Origin of the sequence: Halobacillus litoralis, assembly GCF_020171725.1 — a bacterium.
In the GTDB taxonomy this organism is placed as follows: domain Bacteria; phylum Bacillota; class Bacilli; order Bacillales; family Halobacillaceae; genus Halobacillus; species Halobacillus litoralis_F.
Genome location: NZ_JAIVAJ010000001.1, coordinates 738,613 through 755,445, shown reverse-complemented (window position 1 = coordinate 755,445; position 16,833 = coordinate 738,613). Strand labels below are relative to the sequence as shown.

The window sequence follows — 16,833 nt, the reverse complement described above, 5'->3', positions numbered from 1 at the left end:
TAGTTCCCAGGTCAGGTGGAAGCCTAACAGTAGGTGATGACTATGGGATTTTTTAAGCGTTTGTTATTTGGAGATCATAAAAGGTTACATGACCGAGAGTCTTCTGATCCAGATAAAGAGCCTGAACATCCGAGCTCGACGAAGCTTTCTGTTAATATCGATTATCTTATGCATGAATTCCATCGTACGAGTGACTTGAGAATTCGTATATTGGAAAAAGGACAGGCAGCGCTCGTATATATGGAATCTCTTGTAGACCAGGAGAAAATCCACGAAATGATCTTCAAGCCTCTTGAACTTGGAGATGTTGAACATATTAGTGATATTCCGAACTCTAAGGTCACGTTGAATATGGAAGAAGCGATTCAAACGCTTCTCAGAGGTCATGCTCTGTACATGGAGGATGGACTGCGTGGTGTTTACCAGTTTCGCGTCACTTCCTCCTTTAACAGAAGTATTGAGGAACCTGCTAATGAGAAGGTAGTCAGAGGCTCTCACGATGGATTTGTTGAGAACTTAATGATCAACATCAATCTCTTAAGAAAGCGTATCGAAAATCGAAACCTCACAGTTAAATATTACAGACTCGGAAAGAAGACGAATAATAATATAGCACTCGTTTATATAGACGGTGTGACAGACCCTTCTTTGATTCAAGAGATTGAATATCGATTGAAATACATCAGTGCGGATATGATCCATAGCCCTGGGTATGTTGAAGAATTCATTGAAGATCAAACTTTTTCACCGTTTCCCCAGATGTTGAATACGGAGCGTCCGGACCGTGTTACAGCGAATCTGATAGAAGGACGTGTTGCGATTATGAGTGAGGGGAGTCCTACAGTTTTAATCGCTCCCTCCACTTTTTTTAGCTTTTATCAATCTTCAGATGATTACAACATGCGTTGGTTTACAGGGACGTTCGTCCGCCTGATTCGATTAGCGAGTTTCATTATTGCCGTCTGTATGCCCGCTTTTTATATTGCAGTCGTGAGTTTCCATTTTGAAGTGATTCCAAACGAGTTGGTGATGCCGGTCAAACAGTCGATTAATGGTATAGCCTACCCGCCTCTTATAGAAGCACTCGTTATGGTTGTCATCATTGAGCTCATCAGAGAAGCCGGGATCAGGTTGCCGCAGCCGATTGGCCAGACTATTGGTATTGTGGGAGGTCTCGTCATTGGAGACGCTGTCGTACGGGCAGGTCTCGTATCGAATTTGATGGTCATTGTGGTAGCCTTGACGGCCATTGCCTCTTTCGTTGTTCCTTCAAATGAAATGAGCACGACGCTGAGATTGTTGACTTTCCCGCTCATTCTACTTGCCGGAACGCTTGGTTTCATTGGGATTACATTTGGTTTCATGATGATCCTTATCCATATGACAAGACTTGAATCATTTGGCGTTCCTTATACCTCTCCAATAGCTCCGTTACGAATAAAAGATTTGAAGGATACGTTTATACGAATGCCTATTTATAGGATGAACAATCGTCCGAAAGATTCCCGAGCTGTCGATAAGGAAGTGATCGGACCTTCAAGGGAGTGGAAACAACTTGAGCGAACAAACAACGAACAGCAGCCAGCTGGGTCCCAAGAAGCAAGCCAGCAAGCCAGTTCAGAAAGTAACCAGTCCTCCGACTAACAAGCAGGAGAGGAAAATTTCGAGGCGTCAGTATTTTTTTCTTTTGGTGCAGACCCAAATAGGGGTAGGCGTTCTCTCTCTACCTTCTGACCTGCATCAAGTGGCAAAGCAGGATGGCTGGATTTCATTAGCTATTGCTGGTGCTGTCCTTCCTGTTATTCTTTTTTGTTTATTTCTTATAGGGAAACAGTTTCCAGATTCTACGTTTGAGCAGATGACAGAAAAGTTATTTTCAAAATGGGGAGGCAGAGTCTTCTCCTTTTTGTATATTCTTTACTTCTCATCCGTAGCTGCTTTAATCATTCTGCTGTTTGGTCGAATGATCAGCTTGTGGGTTCTGCCTAACACGCCATTTTGGGCCATTGCTCTCTGTATGGTCATCGTAGGCTTGTATCTAGCTAATGGGGGATTACTTGTTTTAGCCAGATTTTACACGATGGTTTCAGGGCTATTACCTGTATTAATAATACTCACTCTTTTTAGTTTCCAAGAAGTCCATCTGATGTATCTTATGCCCATTGGAGAATCAGGCATTAGTAAAATCTTTGAGGGGGCAAGTGAAGCGATGCTCTCCTTCTTTGGCTTTTTTGTCTCATTAGTAATCTTTTCAGAAGTAGAAGGAAAACCGAGGCAGAAATTTATAATTATACTTCTAGCTCACTTTTTTACATTTTTCTTTTATATGATTACATTACTGGTTTCTTACACATTCTTCAGCACGACAGAGTTATCTTTGGTTCCGGAACCACTGCTGTATATGTTGAAATCATTTGAATTACCGTTCGTAGCCAGAATCGACTTGTTTTTTATATCCGTATGGTTTGTTTCAGTAGCTACTTCCTATACCACCTATCTATATATAGCATCATTAGGCTTAAAACAACTGTTTCGAACGAAGAGTATAAAGGTCTTCAATTTGGTCATCAGCTTGTTCGTTTATGCATTCACCCTTCTCATAGGGTTTGATGTGGCGAAGGTGGATCGACACGCAAATGTTGTAGTCTATGGTGGATATATCTTCAGTTTCACAATTCCAATTGTCATGGTCGTTATTATTTTGGTGATGAAACCGTTCCAAAAAAGAAAGGAGGAGGCATCTTGAAAAAAATTCTTCTGATCATTATCTGTTTGTTACTGCTGACAGGGTGCTGGGACGAGAGGCAGTTTAAGAATATCAAGCTCGTTATGACTATGGGCTTTGATCAAGGAGAAGATGGAGGAATTATTGAGACGGTGTCCATTCCTACAGTTAATCGAGGGACAGAAGGACAAACGGAAGAGAGAGTTCAGGTGCTCTCAACCTGGGCAAGAACTCCACTAGAGGGGAGAGATTTTGTGGACCAATCGATTGCAGAGTCTTTTGATCCAGCTAAATTACGAGTGGTCGTAATAGGGGAAGAATTGGCTAAAGAAAATATTTACTCTGTCTTGGATGAATTTTACCGTAATCCTACGAACAATTTGAACGCTCATTTAGCCATTGCTAAGGGAAGGGCATCTGACGTTCTATCCTATCAAAACATAAGTGACACGATGATTTCTGAGTATATAAGTGGAGTGCTTGAAGGAGCCGTAGCTTCCACGCACGCTACAGGAGAGAATATACAATTGATTTGTGCTGAATTATTTGAGCCTGGAGAGGACTTTTCTCTTCCGATTCTTGCAGTAGACGAAGAGAAGCAGCTCATTAAATACGACGGAATGGCTCTCTTTCATGAAGAGCAGTATTCTGGAGTGGATATCCCCATGAAATTGTCTACCATGTTCATGTTGATGCAAGGGATAAAAGGAAGGGTCGCTCATCTAACGAAAAAAGTTAGTGATGAACACGAGGATGAAAGGTATAACTATGTCACAGTGAACGTCAGGGGACACAAACGAAAGGCTGATATCTCTGTTCATAAAGATACCGTTTCTGTAGATTTGAATCTTTCACTTAAGGTCAGAGTAGTGGAATACCCTTCCGATCATTTGCAAGAGAAGAGAACCATCGATGAATTGGATGAGAAGCTATCGGAAACCCTCACAAAGGACGCTCAAAAGGTGGTAAGTCTTATGCAGGAAGCGAACAGTGACATATGGGCAATAGGCAGGCAAGTAAAGGCCTATTACCCTGAGGTTTATAAAGAGTTGGACTGGGCAGAAACTTTCCCTGAAATTGAAATCAAACCGAGTGTCAAAGTAGAAGTGATTCAACACGGGATCATTCATTAAAAAATATGATAAAATTTGAAACCTTTTGAAAGTCCTTCTCGTCTTTAGTAGTGAAAGAAAGAAATGCACCTCGGGGGATTGAATCATGAAGTACTTACAACCAATATTCCTAATCATCATGCTGTGTCTGATTGCAGCCTGTGGAAAGCCCGGTGATCAAGTTCCGGAAGGATATTATTCCTACAATACGGGAGAGGTGCAAGCGGCAGTGGATCACTTAAGCTTTACCCCGGAGCTCCCGGATTATATTCCGATTCCAATGGTTAGTGTGGTTTCCGACAAGTATGAGGAAAATCAACATGAAATGATGGACGTCAGCTTCTATACAGAGGCCAATGACCTGTTATCCATCGAAATTACAAAAGGTGATCAAAATAACGAGTGGATTGAACCACAGAAAGTTTCGATTGATCACCAAATTGATGGCATCTATGAAGACAACCGATTTGCCAAACAGCTGTCTTGGACAAAAGACGGCATCACTTATACTCTCTCTTTTCGGGAAAGTGTAAGTCCCGATCCTCGTGATGAACAGAGCGTAACGAAAGAGCACTTAATCGAAGTGGCGCGCTCGTTTCATTTATAAACCTATATACCTCCCCTTAGGTATAGCACCTGTCGTCTGACCAACGGCAGGTGCGTTTTAGTATTTATACATAATTTTATCAGAGAGAGCCAAACTACACCTGACTAAAACATAAAGGAGCGAACTGACGTGAAATTTTGGATGTGGTTAGGTGTATTGGTATTTTCAGTTGTATTAGTTGTTCAAACACCTCAGACAACTAGTGCTCAGACGACAGATACGTACATTGTAAAGAGCGGGGATACATTATGGAAAATATCCAAGAAGTATCAAATTGGGCTCTCAGAAATTATTAACGCGAACTCTCAATTCAGTAATCCGGATTTGATCTATCCCGGGGATCGAGTGACGATTCCGCTTAAGCCGAATATTAAATCAGTTGAACAGCAGGTCATCGACTTAACAAACCAGGAGCGTGCGAAGCAAGGCTTGTCTCCACTGAAAGGAAACTGGCAGTTATCACGTGTAGCCAGATACAAATCAAGAGACATGAGGGATAAGAATTACTTCTCCCACCAATCTCCAACGTACGGTTCACCATTTGAGATGATGAGAAGCTTTAATATCTCTTATCGAAGAGCAGCTGAGAACATCGCAGCTGGCCAACGAACGCCTCAAGAAGTGGTGAATGGCTGGATGAATAGTCCGGGACACAGAAAGAACATACTCGATCCGAACGTAAGACAGATTGGTGTAGGGTATGCTCAAGGTGGAAGCTACGGTCATTACTGGACACAAATGTTCATCTCTCAATAGCAGAAACTGAAAAGCGTCCTGAATAAGGGCGCTTTTTCTTGTTCGAATCTTTACATATTTGTAAAAAAAGGATAAGATGAATAACGTTGAACTTGATAATGATTATCAATAGCATCGGAGGTTTGTAAAATGAAGTGGAGTTTACGTTTGTTCACGATATTAGTTGTTTTATTCTTAGCTGCTTGTGGCTCTGGTGAAGCAGAACCGGATGAGGAGTCACAAGGCGGGAATGAGGGAGAGACTCGTGTGATTCAACACGAAATGGGTGAGACCGAGATTACGGGACAGCCTGAAAATGTGGTTGCTTTAGAATTTTCTTTCGTAGATAACTTGGCATCTCTTGGAGTGTCACCAGTAGGTATAGCAGACGATAGTGATAAAGATCGTATTATCGAGCCAATTCGTGATATCATTGGCGACTATACATCAGTAGGTACGCGAAAGCAGCCTTCTTTGGAAGTCATCAGTTCCTTGCAGCCTGATTTGATCATTGCAGATATGAAGCGTCATAAAGATATTTATGATCAGTTATCTGAAATTGCCCCAACCATCATCCTTCCTTCGCTGGCAGCGGATTATGATGGTATTATAGAGAGCTTCCAGACCGTTTCTAAAGCAATGGGGATGGAGGAAAAAGGCGAAGAAGTGCTAGCCGAGCACAAAGCGAGAATCGGTGAGCTCCGTGCACAAGTACCAGAGGACGAAGACCGCACCGTTCTTCCGGCTGTTGTAGCAGATAGTGGCTTCTACGCGCATAACATGGAATCTTATACAGGTTCACTTCTTGAGTCGATAGGACTTAATAACGCCATCCAGAGCGGAGATGCACGGTACAATAAGATCAACCTGGAGCAAGTCGTTGAATTCAATCCAGACGTTATGTTCTTTATGCTGAGCGGCGAACAAACCGTAGTGGATGAATGGGAAGAGAACGAACTTTATCAGGACGTCTCTGCTGTGAAAAATCAAGAAGTGCATGAAGTGGACCGGAACATGTGGTCACGCTTCAGAGGGTTGATTTCCTCGGAGAAAATATTAGAGGACGCCATCCAATACCTCTATGAATAAGTTGTTCCAACTATAAATGTGTTCGAAGAAGAAAGCGGAGGGTGCTGCCTCCGCTTTTTGTTGGAAATCGAAGGGAAAGGAGAAAAGCATGAATCAAAATCACACATCCCTACATAGATGGAAATTGTTTTGGACTACGCTCACGGGAGCTGTGTTACTATTCTCAAGCTTCGTAGCCAGTTTGAGTATCGGCGCTTATTCCATCGATTTTCAAGACGTGTTGTCTTCTCTTATACAGAGCAATGAAACGAAAGATGCCGCCATTATTCAAACCATCCGCCTCCCACGTGCTGTGGTAGGGATGGTCGTTGGAGCCTGTCTCGCAATAGCAGGAGCCGTCATGCAGTCGATCACCAATAACCCGTTGGCATCTCCTCAAATCTTCGGAGTGAATGCGGGTGCCTCTTTAATGGTTGTCGTTGGTGTTGTCTTATTTCCCGACTTTGCTCCTGGTACCCTTATCTATTTTGCTTTTCTTGGAGCCGCTCTTGGTGGGATGGTTGTCTATTATATGGCTTCAACGGGAGGCGGGATGACGCCTGTAAAGCTAGCACTTGCAGGGATAACCGTCCACTTGTTTCTTTCGTCACTCATTGAAGGGATTGTATTATTCAATGAAACATCGACAGAGGATGTCTTGTTCTGGCTCGCGGGAGGTATCGATGGTCGGAACTGGGGAGATGTCCAGCTTCTTGTTCCTTGGTTTCTAATGGGTTTCATTCTAGCTCTCGTTATAGCTAAATCGTTGACGATCCTGAGTCTTGGAGACGATGTAGCCAAAGGACTCGGGCAGAACATAGGCTGGATTCGAGGTGCATCTGCTGTCCTAGTCATCATTTTAGCAGGTGTATCGGTAGCTGTAGCTGGTCCGATCGGATTTATCGGGTTGATGATTCCGAACATCGTAAAGGCGCTTGTCGGGTCGGATTATCGAATCGTCATTCCTTTATCCGCCCTTCTCGGAGCGGCGCTTCTGACGATCGCCGATGTTCTCTCACGGTTTATCGCTTTTCCTTCTGAGTCTCCGGTCGGGATTGTGACAGCACTCATTGGTGCACCATTCTTCTTATATTTAGCACGTAAAGGAGGGCGATGATTATGAAAAAACATCCGATTTGGATCATAATTGCTGTGGCCTTTCTCGTCCTCCTCGGGGCTTTCCTTTCGATTGGAGTAGGAGCTGTTTACATTTCCCCGGGCGTTCTATGGAATTACTTTCTTGGGATGGATACGTCGAACAGTGGGTTTATTATTGAAAACTTCCGTCTCCCTAGAATCATAATGGCTCTTCTCGTTGGGGCTGGGCTTGGTATTTCAGGAGCTATTTTACAAGGGATCATTCGAAACCCTCTTGCTTCCCCTGACGTAATTGGCATTACAAAGGGAGCAGGATTAGCAGCTGTCACCGTCATTATTCTGTTCCCGGGTGTGCCTGTGATTGGTCTGCCTCTAGCAGCCTTTATTGGGGCAGGGGTTGTGACCGTCTCTCTGTATTTCTTTGCTTACAGGCAGGGTGTTAAACCTTCAACACTCGCGTTGGTTGGAATTGCGCTGGGCTCGATCTGTCAAGCAGGCATTCAGTACTTGACCGTAAAGTTTCCGCTCGAGACGAACGCGGCGCTTGTCTGGTTGACAGGCAGCCTTTGGGGAAAGGATTGGGCGGATGTTTCGCTCCTCCTTCCTTGGATCCTGGTGCTTGTGCCTCTTTCTTTATTCCTGACACCGAAGCTTGATTTATTAAGTTTAGGAGATGATGTAGCAGAAGGGCTCGGGGAACCCGTTCGGAGAGCTAGAATCTTATTGTTGACAGTCGCTGTCCTTCTCGCAGCTGCGTCCGTAGCTGTCGTAGGTACTTTGGGATTTGTCGGGCTCGTTGCTCCGCATATTGCCCGGCAGCTTGTAGGGAACCGGCATAAGTTCCTGCTCCCTGTTTCGGCTTTAACCGGCATGGCCCTGCTCTTACTAGCGGACGGTCTCGGAAGGGGATTGTTTCCTCCGACTGAGGTGCCAGCAGGGATTTTCACAGCCATCATCGGCGCACCATATTTTCTATACTTGTTACGAAAATTACAGACTGCTGCATAAAAAAGAACTCTTAACAGGAGTTCTTTTTTGTTTCATTGTATAAGATTTGTACGTTCTGGGAATAGTTAGGCAGGGGAATATACATGTGTTAAAGTTAGAATATTTCGTATTTATAAATAACCTTGCATGACGTCTGACAACCTGATAGAATCTTAACTAGTAAAACGTTATGTAAGCATTTTCATAACTGGTTGTAATTTATCTATATCTATTATGGGGAGGATTTATCCGTGGGTATTGTAACGAATATTTTACTTGGTATTCTTGCGATTTTGGTCATTCTTGGTATTGCTTTTCTAATGTCTAACGATCGTAAGAATATCAACTACCGTGGTATTTTGGTCATGATTGGTTCACAGCTGTTAATCACAGCATTTATGTTCAACACACAATTAGGAAAAATCATCATTACGTTCATTTCAGATGTGTTCAACATGCTGATTCAGTTCGGAACAGAGGGCGTTAACTTCGTATTAGGTGGAGTTGAAGTCGGAGATGGTGGCGTGTTCTTTTTCAACGTCCTTCTGATCATCATCTTCTTCGCAACAATTCTTTCTGTCCTGACGTATCTGAAGATTTTGCCTTTCATCATTAAGTATTTCGGTATGGGACTATCGTACATTACAGGGCTTCCGAAGGTTGAGTCATTCAACGCTGTAAACAGTATCTTCTTCGGTCAGTCCGAAGCGTTGCTGGCGATTAAGTCTCAGTTCAAAACACTGAACGACAACCGTTTGTACATTGTAAGTGCTTCGGCGATGGGATCCGTATCCGCTTCGATCGTAGGTGCATACCTTGGTATGCTGCCTGATGAATACATTTTGGTCGCTCTTCCGCTGAACATGTTCAGTGCCTTGATCGTTGCATCTATTATTGCTCCGGTCAAAGTATCAAAAGAAGAAGACGTAGTCGACATTCAAGACGTTTCCAATTCTAAGAGTTTCTTCGAGGCTATGGGGAATGGAGCGCTTGATGGTGGTAAGATCGCCTTGATCGTTGCTTCCATGCTGATTGCGTTCATCGCTTCACTAGAGGCTGTGAACTGGGTATTCGGTGCCGTATTCAACGGATTCACTCTTCAGCAGCTGCTAGGATATATTATTGCTCCAATCGGTCTATTGATGGGTATTCCGGCTGCCGAAGTATTGGATGCCGGTGCGATCATGGGTACGAAGATTGTAACGAACGAATTCGTAGCGATGCTTCAATTCCAGGAAATGCTGGGTGGCGTTTCTGAGAAAACAGCGGGTATCGTAACCGTATTCCTAACGAGTTTCGCTAACTTCTCTTCCATTGGTATCATCGCTGGTACGGTTCAGGGAATCGACTCTGAAAAAGGTGGAAAAGTTTCAGGCTTCGGTATGAAGCTTCTAATTGGTGCGACTCTAGGTTCAATGCTATCTGCTACAATTGCAGGTATGTTCATCTAAATCCATTAAAGTAACCTGCATGGCATCTGCCATGCAGGTTTTTTGTTTGGTTTAGAGCACGGTGCTGTGTGGGAGAAGTTTACCATTCATATAAATTGGAAATAAACAACTAGAGACACAGAGAGGAGAATGGGAATGGTGAAACACTATCCTTTATATATTAATGGTGAATGGACAAAGACGGATGATGAAGTAGAAGTGCTTAACAAATATACACAAGAGACATATGCTAAGGTATCAAAAGCCTCAGAAAGAGAGGTTGACCAGGCTGTTGAGGCCGCTGAATACGCCTATCGAAACCACAAGCTCGGTGCATATGAACGTTATAGTATTTTAAAAAGAGTCAGTGAATTGCTCCAAGAAAATAAAGAGGACTTGGCGAGAAACATTACAATGGAGGCAGGGAAGCCGCTGAAGCAGGCGAGGACGGAGATAGACCGGGCAACCCAGACCTTTGAACAGTCGGCTGAAGAGGCGAAACGGATCCACGGAGAAGGGGTACCCGTCGAAGCAGCCCCAGGATCTGAAAACCGGATGGCATTCACGATAAAGGTCCCTGTTGGTGTGGTCGGCGCAATCAGCCCATTCAATTTCCCAATCAATTTAGTCGCCCATAAAATTGCTCCTGCGCTTGCTGCTGGCAATACGGTTGTGCTCAAGCCAGCAAGTAAGACACCTGTTTCAGCATTAAAGCTCGCGGAACTGTTTAAAGAGGCTGGGCTTCCTAAAGGGTATTTCAATGTTGTTGTAGGTTCCGGCTCGACAGTTGGGAATCAGATGATGAAGGACTCGAGAATTAGTTTATACTCGTTTACAGGGAGCGCTGAAGTCGGGCTTATGTTGAAGCAGAATACAGGGTTGAACAAGTTGGTACTGGAACTCGGGAACAATTCCCCGGTCATTATCGACAAAGAGGCAGATGTTGAAGCGGCAGCTGAGAATGTGGCGGCTAAGAGCTATGCCTTCGCAGGACAGGTCTGTATTTCTGTTCAACGGATCTATGTACATGATGATGTTCGGGAAGCCTTTCAGGAGAAGTTCATTGAAGCGATAGGGAAGCTGAACATCGGAGACCCGAATGACCCCGAAACGGATGTCGGTCCCATGATCAGTGAAGAAGAAGCAGAGCGTGCGGAATCCTGGATTAACGAAGCGAAAGAAGCGGGGGCTGAAGTCGTTTACGGGGGAGAGCGTAAAGGCGCTTTGCTGCATCCTACCATCCTTACAAACGTGACGAATGACATGAAGGTTGTTTGTGAAGAAGTTTTCGCACCTGTTGTAAACTTGATTCCTTTCTCTGATATTAAAGCGTGTATTAAGGAAGTGAACAAGTCGAAATACGGTTTGCAAGGTGGAATATTCACTCAGAATTTCGATACGGCTTTTTATGCAGCTAAAAATATTGAGGTGGGTGGTCTCATGATCAACGACTCCTCCCAATATCGTGTGGATTTGATGCCATATGGAGGCGTGAAATCGAGTGGATGGGGCAAAGAAGGACCGAAGTACACGATTGAAGATATGACAGAAGAGCGTCTCATCGTGATGAACTTAAAAGAAGGATAAAAAGAAAGCCGCCAAGGATCCCCTTGTCGGCTTTTCTCACGTTGCGATTTTTCGTTTTTGTAAATGCAGCATACGGATCAGCAAAGTAATCGCACCTGCAGTAAGACCGATAATCAGACTCATCCAGTACCCGTAAGGTCCGAGAGATGTATAGTTAGCGAGCAGATAACCGCTCGGTAGACCGATGACCCAGTAGGAAACGAACGCCATCACGAGTGTAATGTTTACATCTTTATACCCTCTTAATACACCTTGTATAGGTGCGCCGACCGCATCGGACAGCTGGAAGAAAATTGCGAAGAAAATGAAGTTTTTCGTCAGCTCGATGACCGTTGGGTTTGCGCTGTAAAGTCTGGCAACAGAATCATCGAAAATGAAGAGTGTTAATCCTGCAAGTATCGACATCAATACAGCAAGACTGATTCCCATGTAGGAATAGGTTCGAGCATCCTTGTACCTTTTCGCCCCGACTTCAAAACCGACAGCGATAGTCAGCGTGAAGGCAATACTCAACGGAATCATATAAAGGAATGAAGCGAAATTAATCGCTGCCTGGTGGGCGGCAATCGTGTATGTATCGTAAGCGGTCATAAAGAACGTAACAGCTGCAAAAATACTTGTCTCAAAGAAAATGGCAAATCCAATTGGGACTCCGATCTTCAACTGCTCCCACCACTCTCCGAGTGACGGCTTCGGGAACGCTGTAAATATACCGAATCGTCTGAGTGATACATTTCTCCGGATCGTCGCAACTAAGACGACGAGTGAAAACCAATAGGTAAGAGAGGATGCGACGCCTGCTCCGATTCCCCCAAGTTCCGGTGCTCCGAGCTTGCCGAATATAAACATATAGTTGAACACGATATTGACAGGTAACGTAAGGAGAATGATCCCCATAGATATTCTGGTGAGGCCTAGTGCATCTACAAATGACCTCAGTAAGTTGAACGCAAATAATGGGACAATCCCAGTTCCGAGCGCGATTAGATAATAGTTAGCGACTGTTCTTACACCCGATTCGATATTAAGAAGAGAAAGAATAGGATCAAGTAAGAAGTATCCGGATAAACCGATGGATAGGGCAAGTGCGACGGATAAATAAAGACCTTGTCTGACCGACCAGGGAATTTCTTTGTCTTTTCCTGCGCCTTTCAATTGAGACACAATAGGGGAAATCGCCATTAAGATGCCGTTCAGTCCAGTAAAAACAGGCAGCCAGATGCTTGAGCCTATAGCTACACCAGCCAGCTCATCCGGGCCCGCCTGACCCGACATCACTGTATCAAAAAAGTTCATCGCATACATTCCCAGTTGAGTGACTAAGATAGGGAACAGGATGACACTGAATAATTTTATTTTTTGCCTAATCGATGAAGTTTGATACATAAACCATCTTCCTTTTCTGTTACAATTCCTTTAGAGGAATACGAGGATTATAGCACACTACATCCATCATACCTACTTTGGTGCATCAGAGAAAGGACGTTGAATAACAAATGAGTCAGAAGCGGATTCTTTTTACAGGAGGAGGCACGGCAGGGCACGTGATTGTAAACCTTGCCTTGATTCCTGAGTTTATAAATAAAGGTTACGAGATAGACTATATAGGTTCCTATGATGGAATAGAGAAGCAGCTGATCGAGCCGCTTAACGGCGTGACATACCATAGCATTTCCACGGGTAAATTAAGACGGTATATATCGAAAGAAAACGTGAAAGACCCGTTTAAAGTGTTAAAAGGAATGTGGCAGGCAATGAGGATTATCGGAAAGCGTAAGCCGCACGTCATTTTCTCGAAAGGTGGCTTCGTATCTGTTCCGGTTGTAGCAGCTGCAAAGTTGAAAAGAGTCCCGACTGTGATTCATGAATCAGACTACACCCCCGGCCTTGCGAATAAGCTGTCATTTCCGTTTGCTAAAAAAATATTGGCTACATTTCCAGAGACGATGAACTATCTCCCGAAAGAAAAGTCGGTTCACATCGGTGCAGTGGTGCGAGAGGAGCTGTTCGAAGGCAGTCGTTCGGAAGGACTGTCCTTTTGTGGGTTCCACAAACAAAAACCGGTGGTCATGATTATGGGCGGAAGTATGGGATCGAAGAAGATCAATGACTCGGTTCGGTCTCAGCTGGATTCACTGCTTGAACAAGTTCAGATTATCCACCTCTGCGGGAAAGGTCAGCTGGATGACTCGATCAACCGTAGAGGGTATGCTCAATTCGAATACGTCAGTGATGAGTTGAAAGATTTATTTGCGGCAACAGATTATATTATTTCACGGGCAGGATCAAATGCCATTTTCGAGTTCCTTGCATTGAAGAAACCGATGCTTCTGATCCCGCTATCCCGGCAGGCCAGTCGAGGAGATCAGATCTTAAATGCCGATTCCTTCGTCAAGCAGGGATATGCCATGAAGCTTGAAGAGGAAGAGCTGACAGGGAGCCGTCTCCTTGAAGATGTTCAGAAGCTTATGAAGGATAGAAATCAGTTTCTGGATAATATGAAGAACTACCAGAGTGAGAAGACGAAAGAAAAAGTGATCGACATCATTCAAGAAGAAGAGAAAAAGTAATCGGAAAGCAGCCGTTTGGAGCAAACGGCTGCTTTTTTTATGTTTGAAAGATGTATGTGTCTATTTGCCACGTGTTGTTAAAACCATGCCATGAACGCATTTTTATCGATTTGGTTTTTGAGAATAATAAAACAAGGTTTAGGGGTGAGACTTTAGGGCTAATACCTATGAAGGATTCAAATATCCCAGGGAAGGGTGATGGCTTTTTGAAATTCAAGCAGAGTAAGATGCAGATGACGATTGCAAAGAAGCTGATGCTCATCGTATTTGCAGCGACTATTTTTAATTTGTTGATGGGTACTCCTATTTCCTATCTTCAAAGACGATTATTCAATTCAGGCATATTGGATGTATTTGGTTCAACATCTGTGGCATTTCTACAAACCTATTTTACTATAGTCATAAATTTAATCATCATGATTGCGTTCGTTGGGTACGGCATCAAGAAATATGTGTCGAAACCTCTTCGATACATAAGTACGGAAGTAAGTGAGATGCACGGTGATACGATTGACCTCTCCAGAAAAATTGACCTGGAGCAGGACGATGAACTAGGACAGTTGACAAAAACACTGAATCAACTGAATCATAAGTTACACAACGTGATTTATACCTTTAGAGAATCGACGGAAGCTGTGGCCGCCATCTCCGAAGAGAATTCGGCTTCAACAGAAGAGGTGAACAGTCAGACCAGTGGGGTCCTTGAACAAGGAAAACAATTGGAGAGGCTGGCAGAGCAGGGGGAGCAAACGGTTCAGGAAGTCTCACAGAGTTTACTGGAGCTTTCTTCGCTTATTCAAATTGCCCAGGAAAAAGCAGAGCAATCCATGCAAGCATCCAACCAGTCTATTGAGACGACCTCTGAGGGACGTCAATCAGTAGAAAATGTCATTGAGAAAATGACCGAAATACGGGACCAGAACATCGCTTCAAAGGAGCAGGTGGAGCGGCTCAACGATTACTCCAATCAAATCACCTCAATTGTAGACACCATATCGAACATCTCAGATCAGACCAACTTACTCGCATTGAATGCAGCCATTGAAGCAGCGCGGGCGGGAGAAGCTGGGAAAGGCTTTGCCGTAGTGGCGGATGAAGTCCGTAAGCTTGCTGAGCAATCGAATAAAGAAGCGGAGAATGTGTCGGCTATTGTACAAGCTGTCACGAAAACGACAAATCAGGCTGCATTTGAAATGGATGAAAGTTCCAGGTTGGTCGATGAAGGAGTGGAATCTGTTCAGAAGGCGGGTAGGGCATTGGAGACCATCGAGGATTCTGTTAAAGCCTCCGTCTCTCACATGGAGCAGATCAAAGAAGTTACGGATGAAAAAGTGGCAACAAGCGAAGATATTATTGGCTTGATTCGGAGTTTGGGTACGTTTATCGACCGAACGGGAAACGCTTCCGCGCAAATTAATGGCAGTATGATTGAAGTTCAGGAAGCGATCTCCAATATATCCGGTACTTCAGAGCAAATGAGCGATATGGCTACACACCTCCATGATGAAGTCGCGGTTTTTGAAACAGAAGGTCACAGGGACCCAATAGAACCGATGCTTCAAGTAGACAGGAGGGAGAAGAATGAAAAATCAAGTAAAGCGTCATAATTCTACAGTACAGTTAAAGATTCCGAAAGAAGTCACGGTGCAGGCATCAACTGATTTGAGAGAACAATTTCTGGATTGCATTGCAGATGGCTATGCTGATTTCAGGCTCGACTTTACAAATACGACGTTTTTAGACAGTGCTGGTTTGGGTGTCATCGTAACCTTAAAGAAAAGAACCAATGATGCGAATGGCACGGTCAGCATTGAAGGAGCTTCAGATTCAATTCAAGAACTTTTCCAATTGACGAGGCTAAAGCCCTCCTTTCAGTGGAGATAAACATGTCTTCCGCGCGAAAAATGACTAATGCTGTCGCGGTATCTATTTTTCTTTCGATTCCTTTTAGTTCCGCTGCTTTTAGGGAATAGGAAAGTCGTATCCACAACTAATTGTTGTGATAGCAATCTAAAGCGACGAATCTTAATTCTGTTCCCTAGAGGAGTGGTTGAATGACGAAAACATCATTTGTGCGATACATCAACAACCCAAAAGAGATAAAAAACATTCGTAAGGACTACTATCCTTACTTGGTAGAAGGCTTCGGTTCCGATCAGCTTCTTGTTGAAGCTTCGATTTCGGAGGCAGTTGTAAATGCCTGGAGGCATGGTCATGAGGAGTCTGATGATCGTTCCATCAGAGTGGAAGTCAACTTTCTTCATTCTCGAATGGTTGTCCGAATTACCGATCAGGGTGAAGGATTTGACTGGCAGAAATATCAATGCCACAACGATATGAGACATTGGTTTCCATGTATGGAAGAATTAGAAGAGCCTGGTCGTGGAATTATCTTATTGCTTAGAGTTATGGATAGTTTACGATATAATAAAAAGGGAAATGAGTGTTTGCTCATGAAAAAATATCAAAACCAGGGGTAGATGCAGTGGAAACAAATCGTTGTCGGTATTGTTATAAAGAAATTAGAGACAGAGATGAGCTCGTCACCGCTTCTAATTGGTTCCGTGTTCGTCCTTTCCATTACCGTTGTTTCGAGTTACTGGAAAGAGACGCCAAAACCATTGCGGGCACTTGGAATCCGGTCAATGGTCGGACGGGACTTGTAAGCGTGATTTTGATGCTCGTTCTATTCATTGTGATGTGGACGACGGATCTTCTCGGTGGAATTGGTGATCTATTAGGATTACTGGCTTTATACCCAGTCGTTCTAAGAGTCTTTTCATTTTTCGTTTTTGAAGTACGTTTACCTAAGTATATTGAGAATAAGCCAAGACAATGAAGAGTGCTGATGCTAGAGGTCAGTACTCTTTTTTTTGTATGGTGAAAGCTCTGATGAATTTATCATATGAAAGGG

16 protein-coding genes are annotated in these 16,833 nt (G+C 43.8%); 15 read left to right on the top strand and 1 reads right to left on the bottom strand.

Features of this window, described 5'->3' with window-relative positions:
• Positions 1 to 42: 42 nt before the first annotated feature.
• The 10 genes from LCM20_RS04045 to LCM20_RS04000 all read left to right on the top strand — a co-directional run bounded on the left by LCM20_RS04045 (position 43) and on the right by LCM20_RS04000 (position 11,349).
• Complete coding sequence (locus LCM20_RS04045; RefSeq protein WP_225194140.1) at positions 43 to 1,644, top strand: spore germination protein; 1,602 nt, start codon at positions 43 to 45, stop codon at positions 1,642 to 1,644.
• On the top strand, positions 1,556 to 2,746 hold the full coding sequence (locus tag LCM20_RS04040) for a GerAB/ArcD/ProY family transporter (protein ID WP_225194139.1): 1,191 nt from the start codon (positions 1,556 to 1,558) through the stop codon (positions 2,744 to 2,746). The genes LCM20_RS04045 and LCM20_RS04040 overlap by 89 nt, the downstream gene beginning before the upstream one ends.
• Positions 2,743 to 3,858, top strand: a complete 1,116-nt coding sequence (locus LCM20_RS04035) for a Ger(x)C family spore germination protein (protein WP_225194138.1) — start codon at positions 2,743 to 2,745, stop codon at positions 3,856 to 3,858. Before LCM20_RS04040 ends, LCM20_RS04035 begins: the two co-directional genes overlap by 4 nt.
• An 85-nt stretch (positions 3,859 to 3,943) precedes the next feature.
• Positions 3,944 to 4,444 carry a hypothetical protein gene (locus tag LCM20_RS04030; RefSeq protein ID WP_225194137.1) on the top strand — a complete coding sequence of 167 codons (501 nt, stop codon included), beginning with the start codon at positions 3,944 to 3,946 and terminating at the stop codon, positions 4,442 to 4,444.
• A gap of 129 nt (positions 4,445 to 4,573) precedes the next feature.
• Positions 4,574 to 5,200 carry a SafA/ExsA family spore coat assembly protein gene (safA, locus tag LCM20_RS04025; RefSeq protein WP_225194136.1) on the top strand — a complete coding sequence of 209 codons (627 nt, stop codon included), beginning with the start codon at positions 4,574 to 4,576 and terminating at the stop codon, positions 5,198 to 5,200.
• A 129-nt stretch (positions 5,201 to 5,329) separates the two neighbouring features.
• A complete protein-coding gene (locus LCM20_RS04020) occupies positions 5,330 to 6,268 on the top strand; it encodes a helical backbone metal receptor (protein ID WP_225194135.1) in 939 nt (312 codons plus the stop codon).
• Between the two features lie 88 nt (positions 6,269 to 6,356).
• Positions 6,357 to 7,364, top strand: a complete 1,008-nt coding sequence (locus LCM20_RS04015) for a FecCD family ABC transporter permease (RefSeq protein WP_263621903.1) — start codon at positions 6,357 to 6,359, stop codon at positions 7,362 to 7,364.
• Between the two features lie 2 nt (positions 7,365 to 7,366).
• Entirely contained in the window at positions 7,367 to 8,353 is a 987-nt protein-coding gene (locus tag LCM20_RS04010; RefSeq protein WP_318247295.1) for an iron ABC transporter permease, read from the top strand.
• A gap of 299 nt (positions 8,354 to 8,652) precedes the next feature.
• A complete protein-coding gene (locus LCM20_RS04005) occupies positions 8,653 to 9,783 on the top strand; it encodes a NupC/NupG family nucleoside CNT transporter (RefSeq protein ID WP_263621933.1) in 1,131 nt (376 codons plus the stop codon).
• Between the two features lie 135 nt (positions 9,784 to 9,918).
• Positions 9,919 to 11,349: an aldehyde dehydrogenase family protein gene (locus LCM20_RS04000; protein ID WP_225194132.1), complete on the top strand. Its 1,431-nt coding sequence runs from the start codon at positions 9,919 to 9,921 to the stop codon at positions 11,347 to 11,349.
• 36 nt (positions 11,350 to 11,385) lie between these two features.
• Here the strand turns inward: LCM20_RS04000 and LCM20_RS03995 are convergent, their stop codons facing one another.
• Complete coding sequence (locus LCM20_RS03995) at positions 11,386 to 12,735, bottom strand: MATE family efflux transporter (RefSeq protein ID WP_225194131.1); 1,350 nt, start codon at positions 12,733 to 12,735, stop codon at positions 11,386 to 11,388.
• Between the two features lie 110 nt (positions 12,736 to 12,845).
• Here LCM20_RS03995 and LCM20_RS03990 point away from each other — a divergent pair, with 110 nt between their 5' ends.
• From LCM20_RS03990 to LCM20_RS03970, 5 genes are all read left to right on the top strand, one after another.
• Positions 12,846 to 13,919 carry an undecaprenyldiphospho-muramoylpentapeptide beta-N-acetylglucosaminyltransferase gene (locus tag LCM20_RS03990; RefSeq protein WP_225194130.1) on the top strand — a complete coding sequence of 358 codons (1,074 nt, stop codon included), beginning with the start codon at positions 12,846 to 12,848 and terminating at the stop codon, positions 13,917 to 13,919.
• Between the two features lie 167 nt (positions 13,920 to 14,086).
• Entirely contained in the window at positions 14,087 to 15,526 is a 1,440-nt protein-coding gene (locus LCM20_RS03985; RefSeq protein ID WP_225194129.1) for a methyl-accepting chemotaxis protein, read from the top strand.
• Positions 15,501 to 15,803 carry an STAS domain-containing protein gene (locus tag LCM20_RS03980; protein ID WP_225194128.1) on the top strand — a complete coding sequence of 101 codons (303 nt, stop codon included), beginning with the start codon at positions 15,501 to 15,503 and terminating at the stop codon, positions 15,801 to 15,803. Before LCM20_RS03985 ends, LCM20_RS03980 begins: the two co-directional genes overlap by 26 nt.
• Before the next feature lie 170 nt (positions 15,804 to 15,973).
• Positions 15,974 to 16,399, top strand: coding sequence for an ATP-binding protein (locus tag LCM20_RS03975; RefSeq protein ID WP_225194127.1), 426 nt, complete (start codon positions 15,974 to 15,976; stop codon positions 16,397 to 16,399).
• A 5-nt stretch (positions 16,400 to 16,404) separates the two neighbouring features.
• A complete protein-coding gene (locus tag LCM20_RS03970) occupies positions 16,405 to 16,758 on the top strand; it encodes a hypothetical protein (protein WP_225194126.1) in 354 nt (117 codons plus the stop codon).
• Positions 16,759 to 16,833: the final 75 nt, after the last annotated feature.

Coding starts and splice junctions, on each gene's coding strand:
- LCM20_RS03975 (WP_225194127.1), top strand. CDS start 15,974: ATGACGAAAACATCATTTGTGCGATACATCAACAACCCAAAAGAGATA.
- LCM20_RS04015 (WP_263621903.1), top strand. CDS start 6,357: ATGAATCAAAATCACACATCCCTACATAGATGGAAATTGTTTTGGACT.
- LCM20_RS04045 (WP_225194140.1), top strand. CDS start 43: ATGGGATTTTTTAAGCGTTTGTTATTTGGAGATCATAAAAGGTTACAT.
- LCM20_RS04000 (WP_225194132.1), top strand. CDS start 9,919: ATGGTGAAACACTATCCTTTATATATTAATGGTGAATGGACAAAGACG.
- LCM20_RS04005 (WP_263621933.1), top strand. CDS start 8,653: ATGTCTAACGATCGTAAGAATATCAACTACCGTGGTATTTTGGTCATG.
- LCM20_RS03985 (WP_225194129.1), top strand. CDS start 14,087: ATGAAGGATTCAAATATCCCAGGGAAGGGTGATGGCTTTTTGAAATTC.
- LCM20_RS04010 (WP_318247295.1), top strand. CDS start 7,367: ATGAAAAAACATCCGATTTGGATCATAATTGCTGTGGCCTTTCTCGTC.
- LCM20_RS03980 (WP_225194128.1), top strand. CDS start 15,501: ATGAAAAATCAAGTAAAGCGTCATAATTCTACAGTACAGTTAAAGATT.
- LCM20_RS03995 (WP_225194131.1), bottom strand. CDS start 12,735: ATGTATCAAACTTCATCGATTAGGCAAAAAATAAAATTATTCAGTGTC.
- LCM20_RS04020 (WP_225194135.1), top strand. CDS start 5,330: ATGAAGTGGAGTTTACGTTTGTTCACGATATTAGTTGTTTTATTCTTA.
- LCM20_RS04030 (WP_225194137.1), top strand. CDS start 3,944: ATGAAGTACTTACAACCAATATTCCTAATCATCATGCTGTGTCTGATT.
- LCM20_RS03990 (WP_225194130.1), top strand. CDS start 12,846: ATGAGTCAGAAGCGGATTCTTTTTACAGGAGGAGGCACGGCAGGGCAC.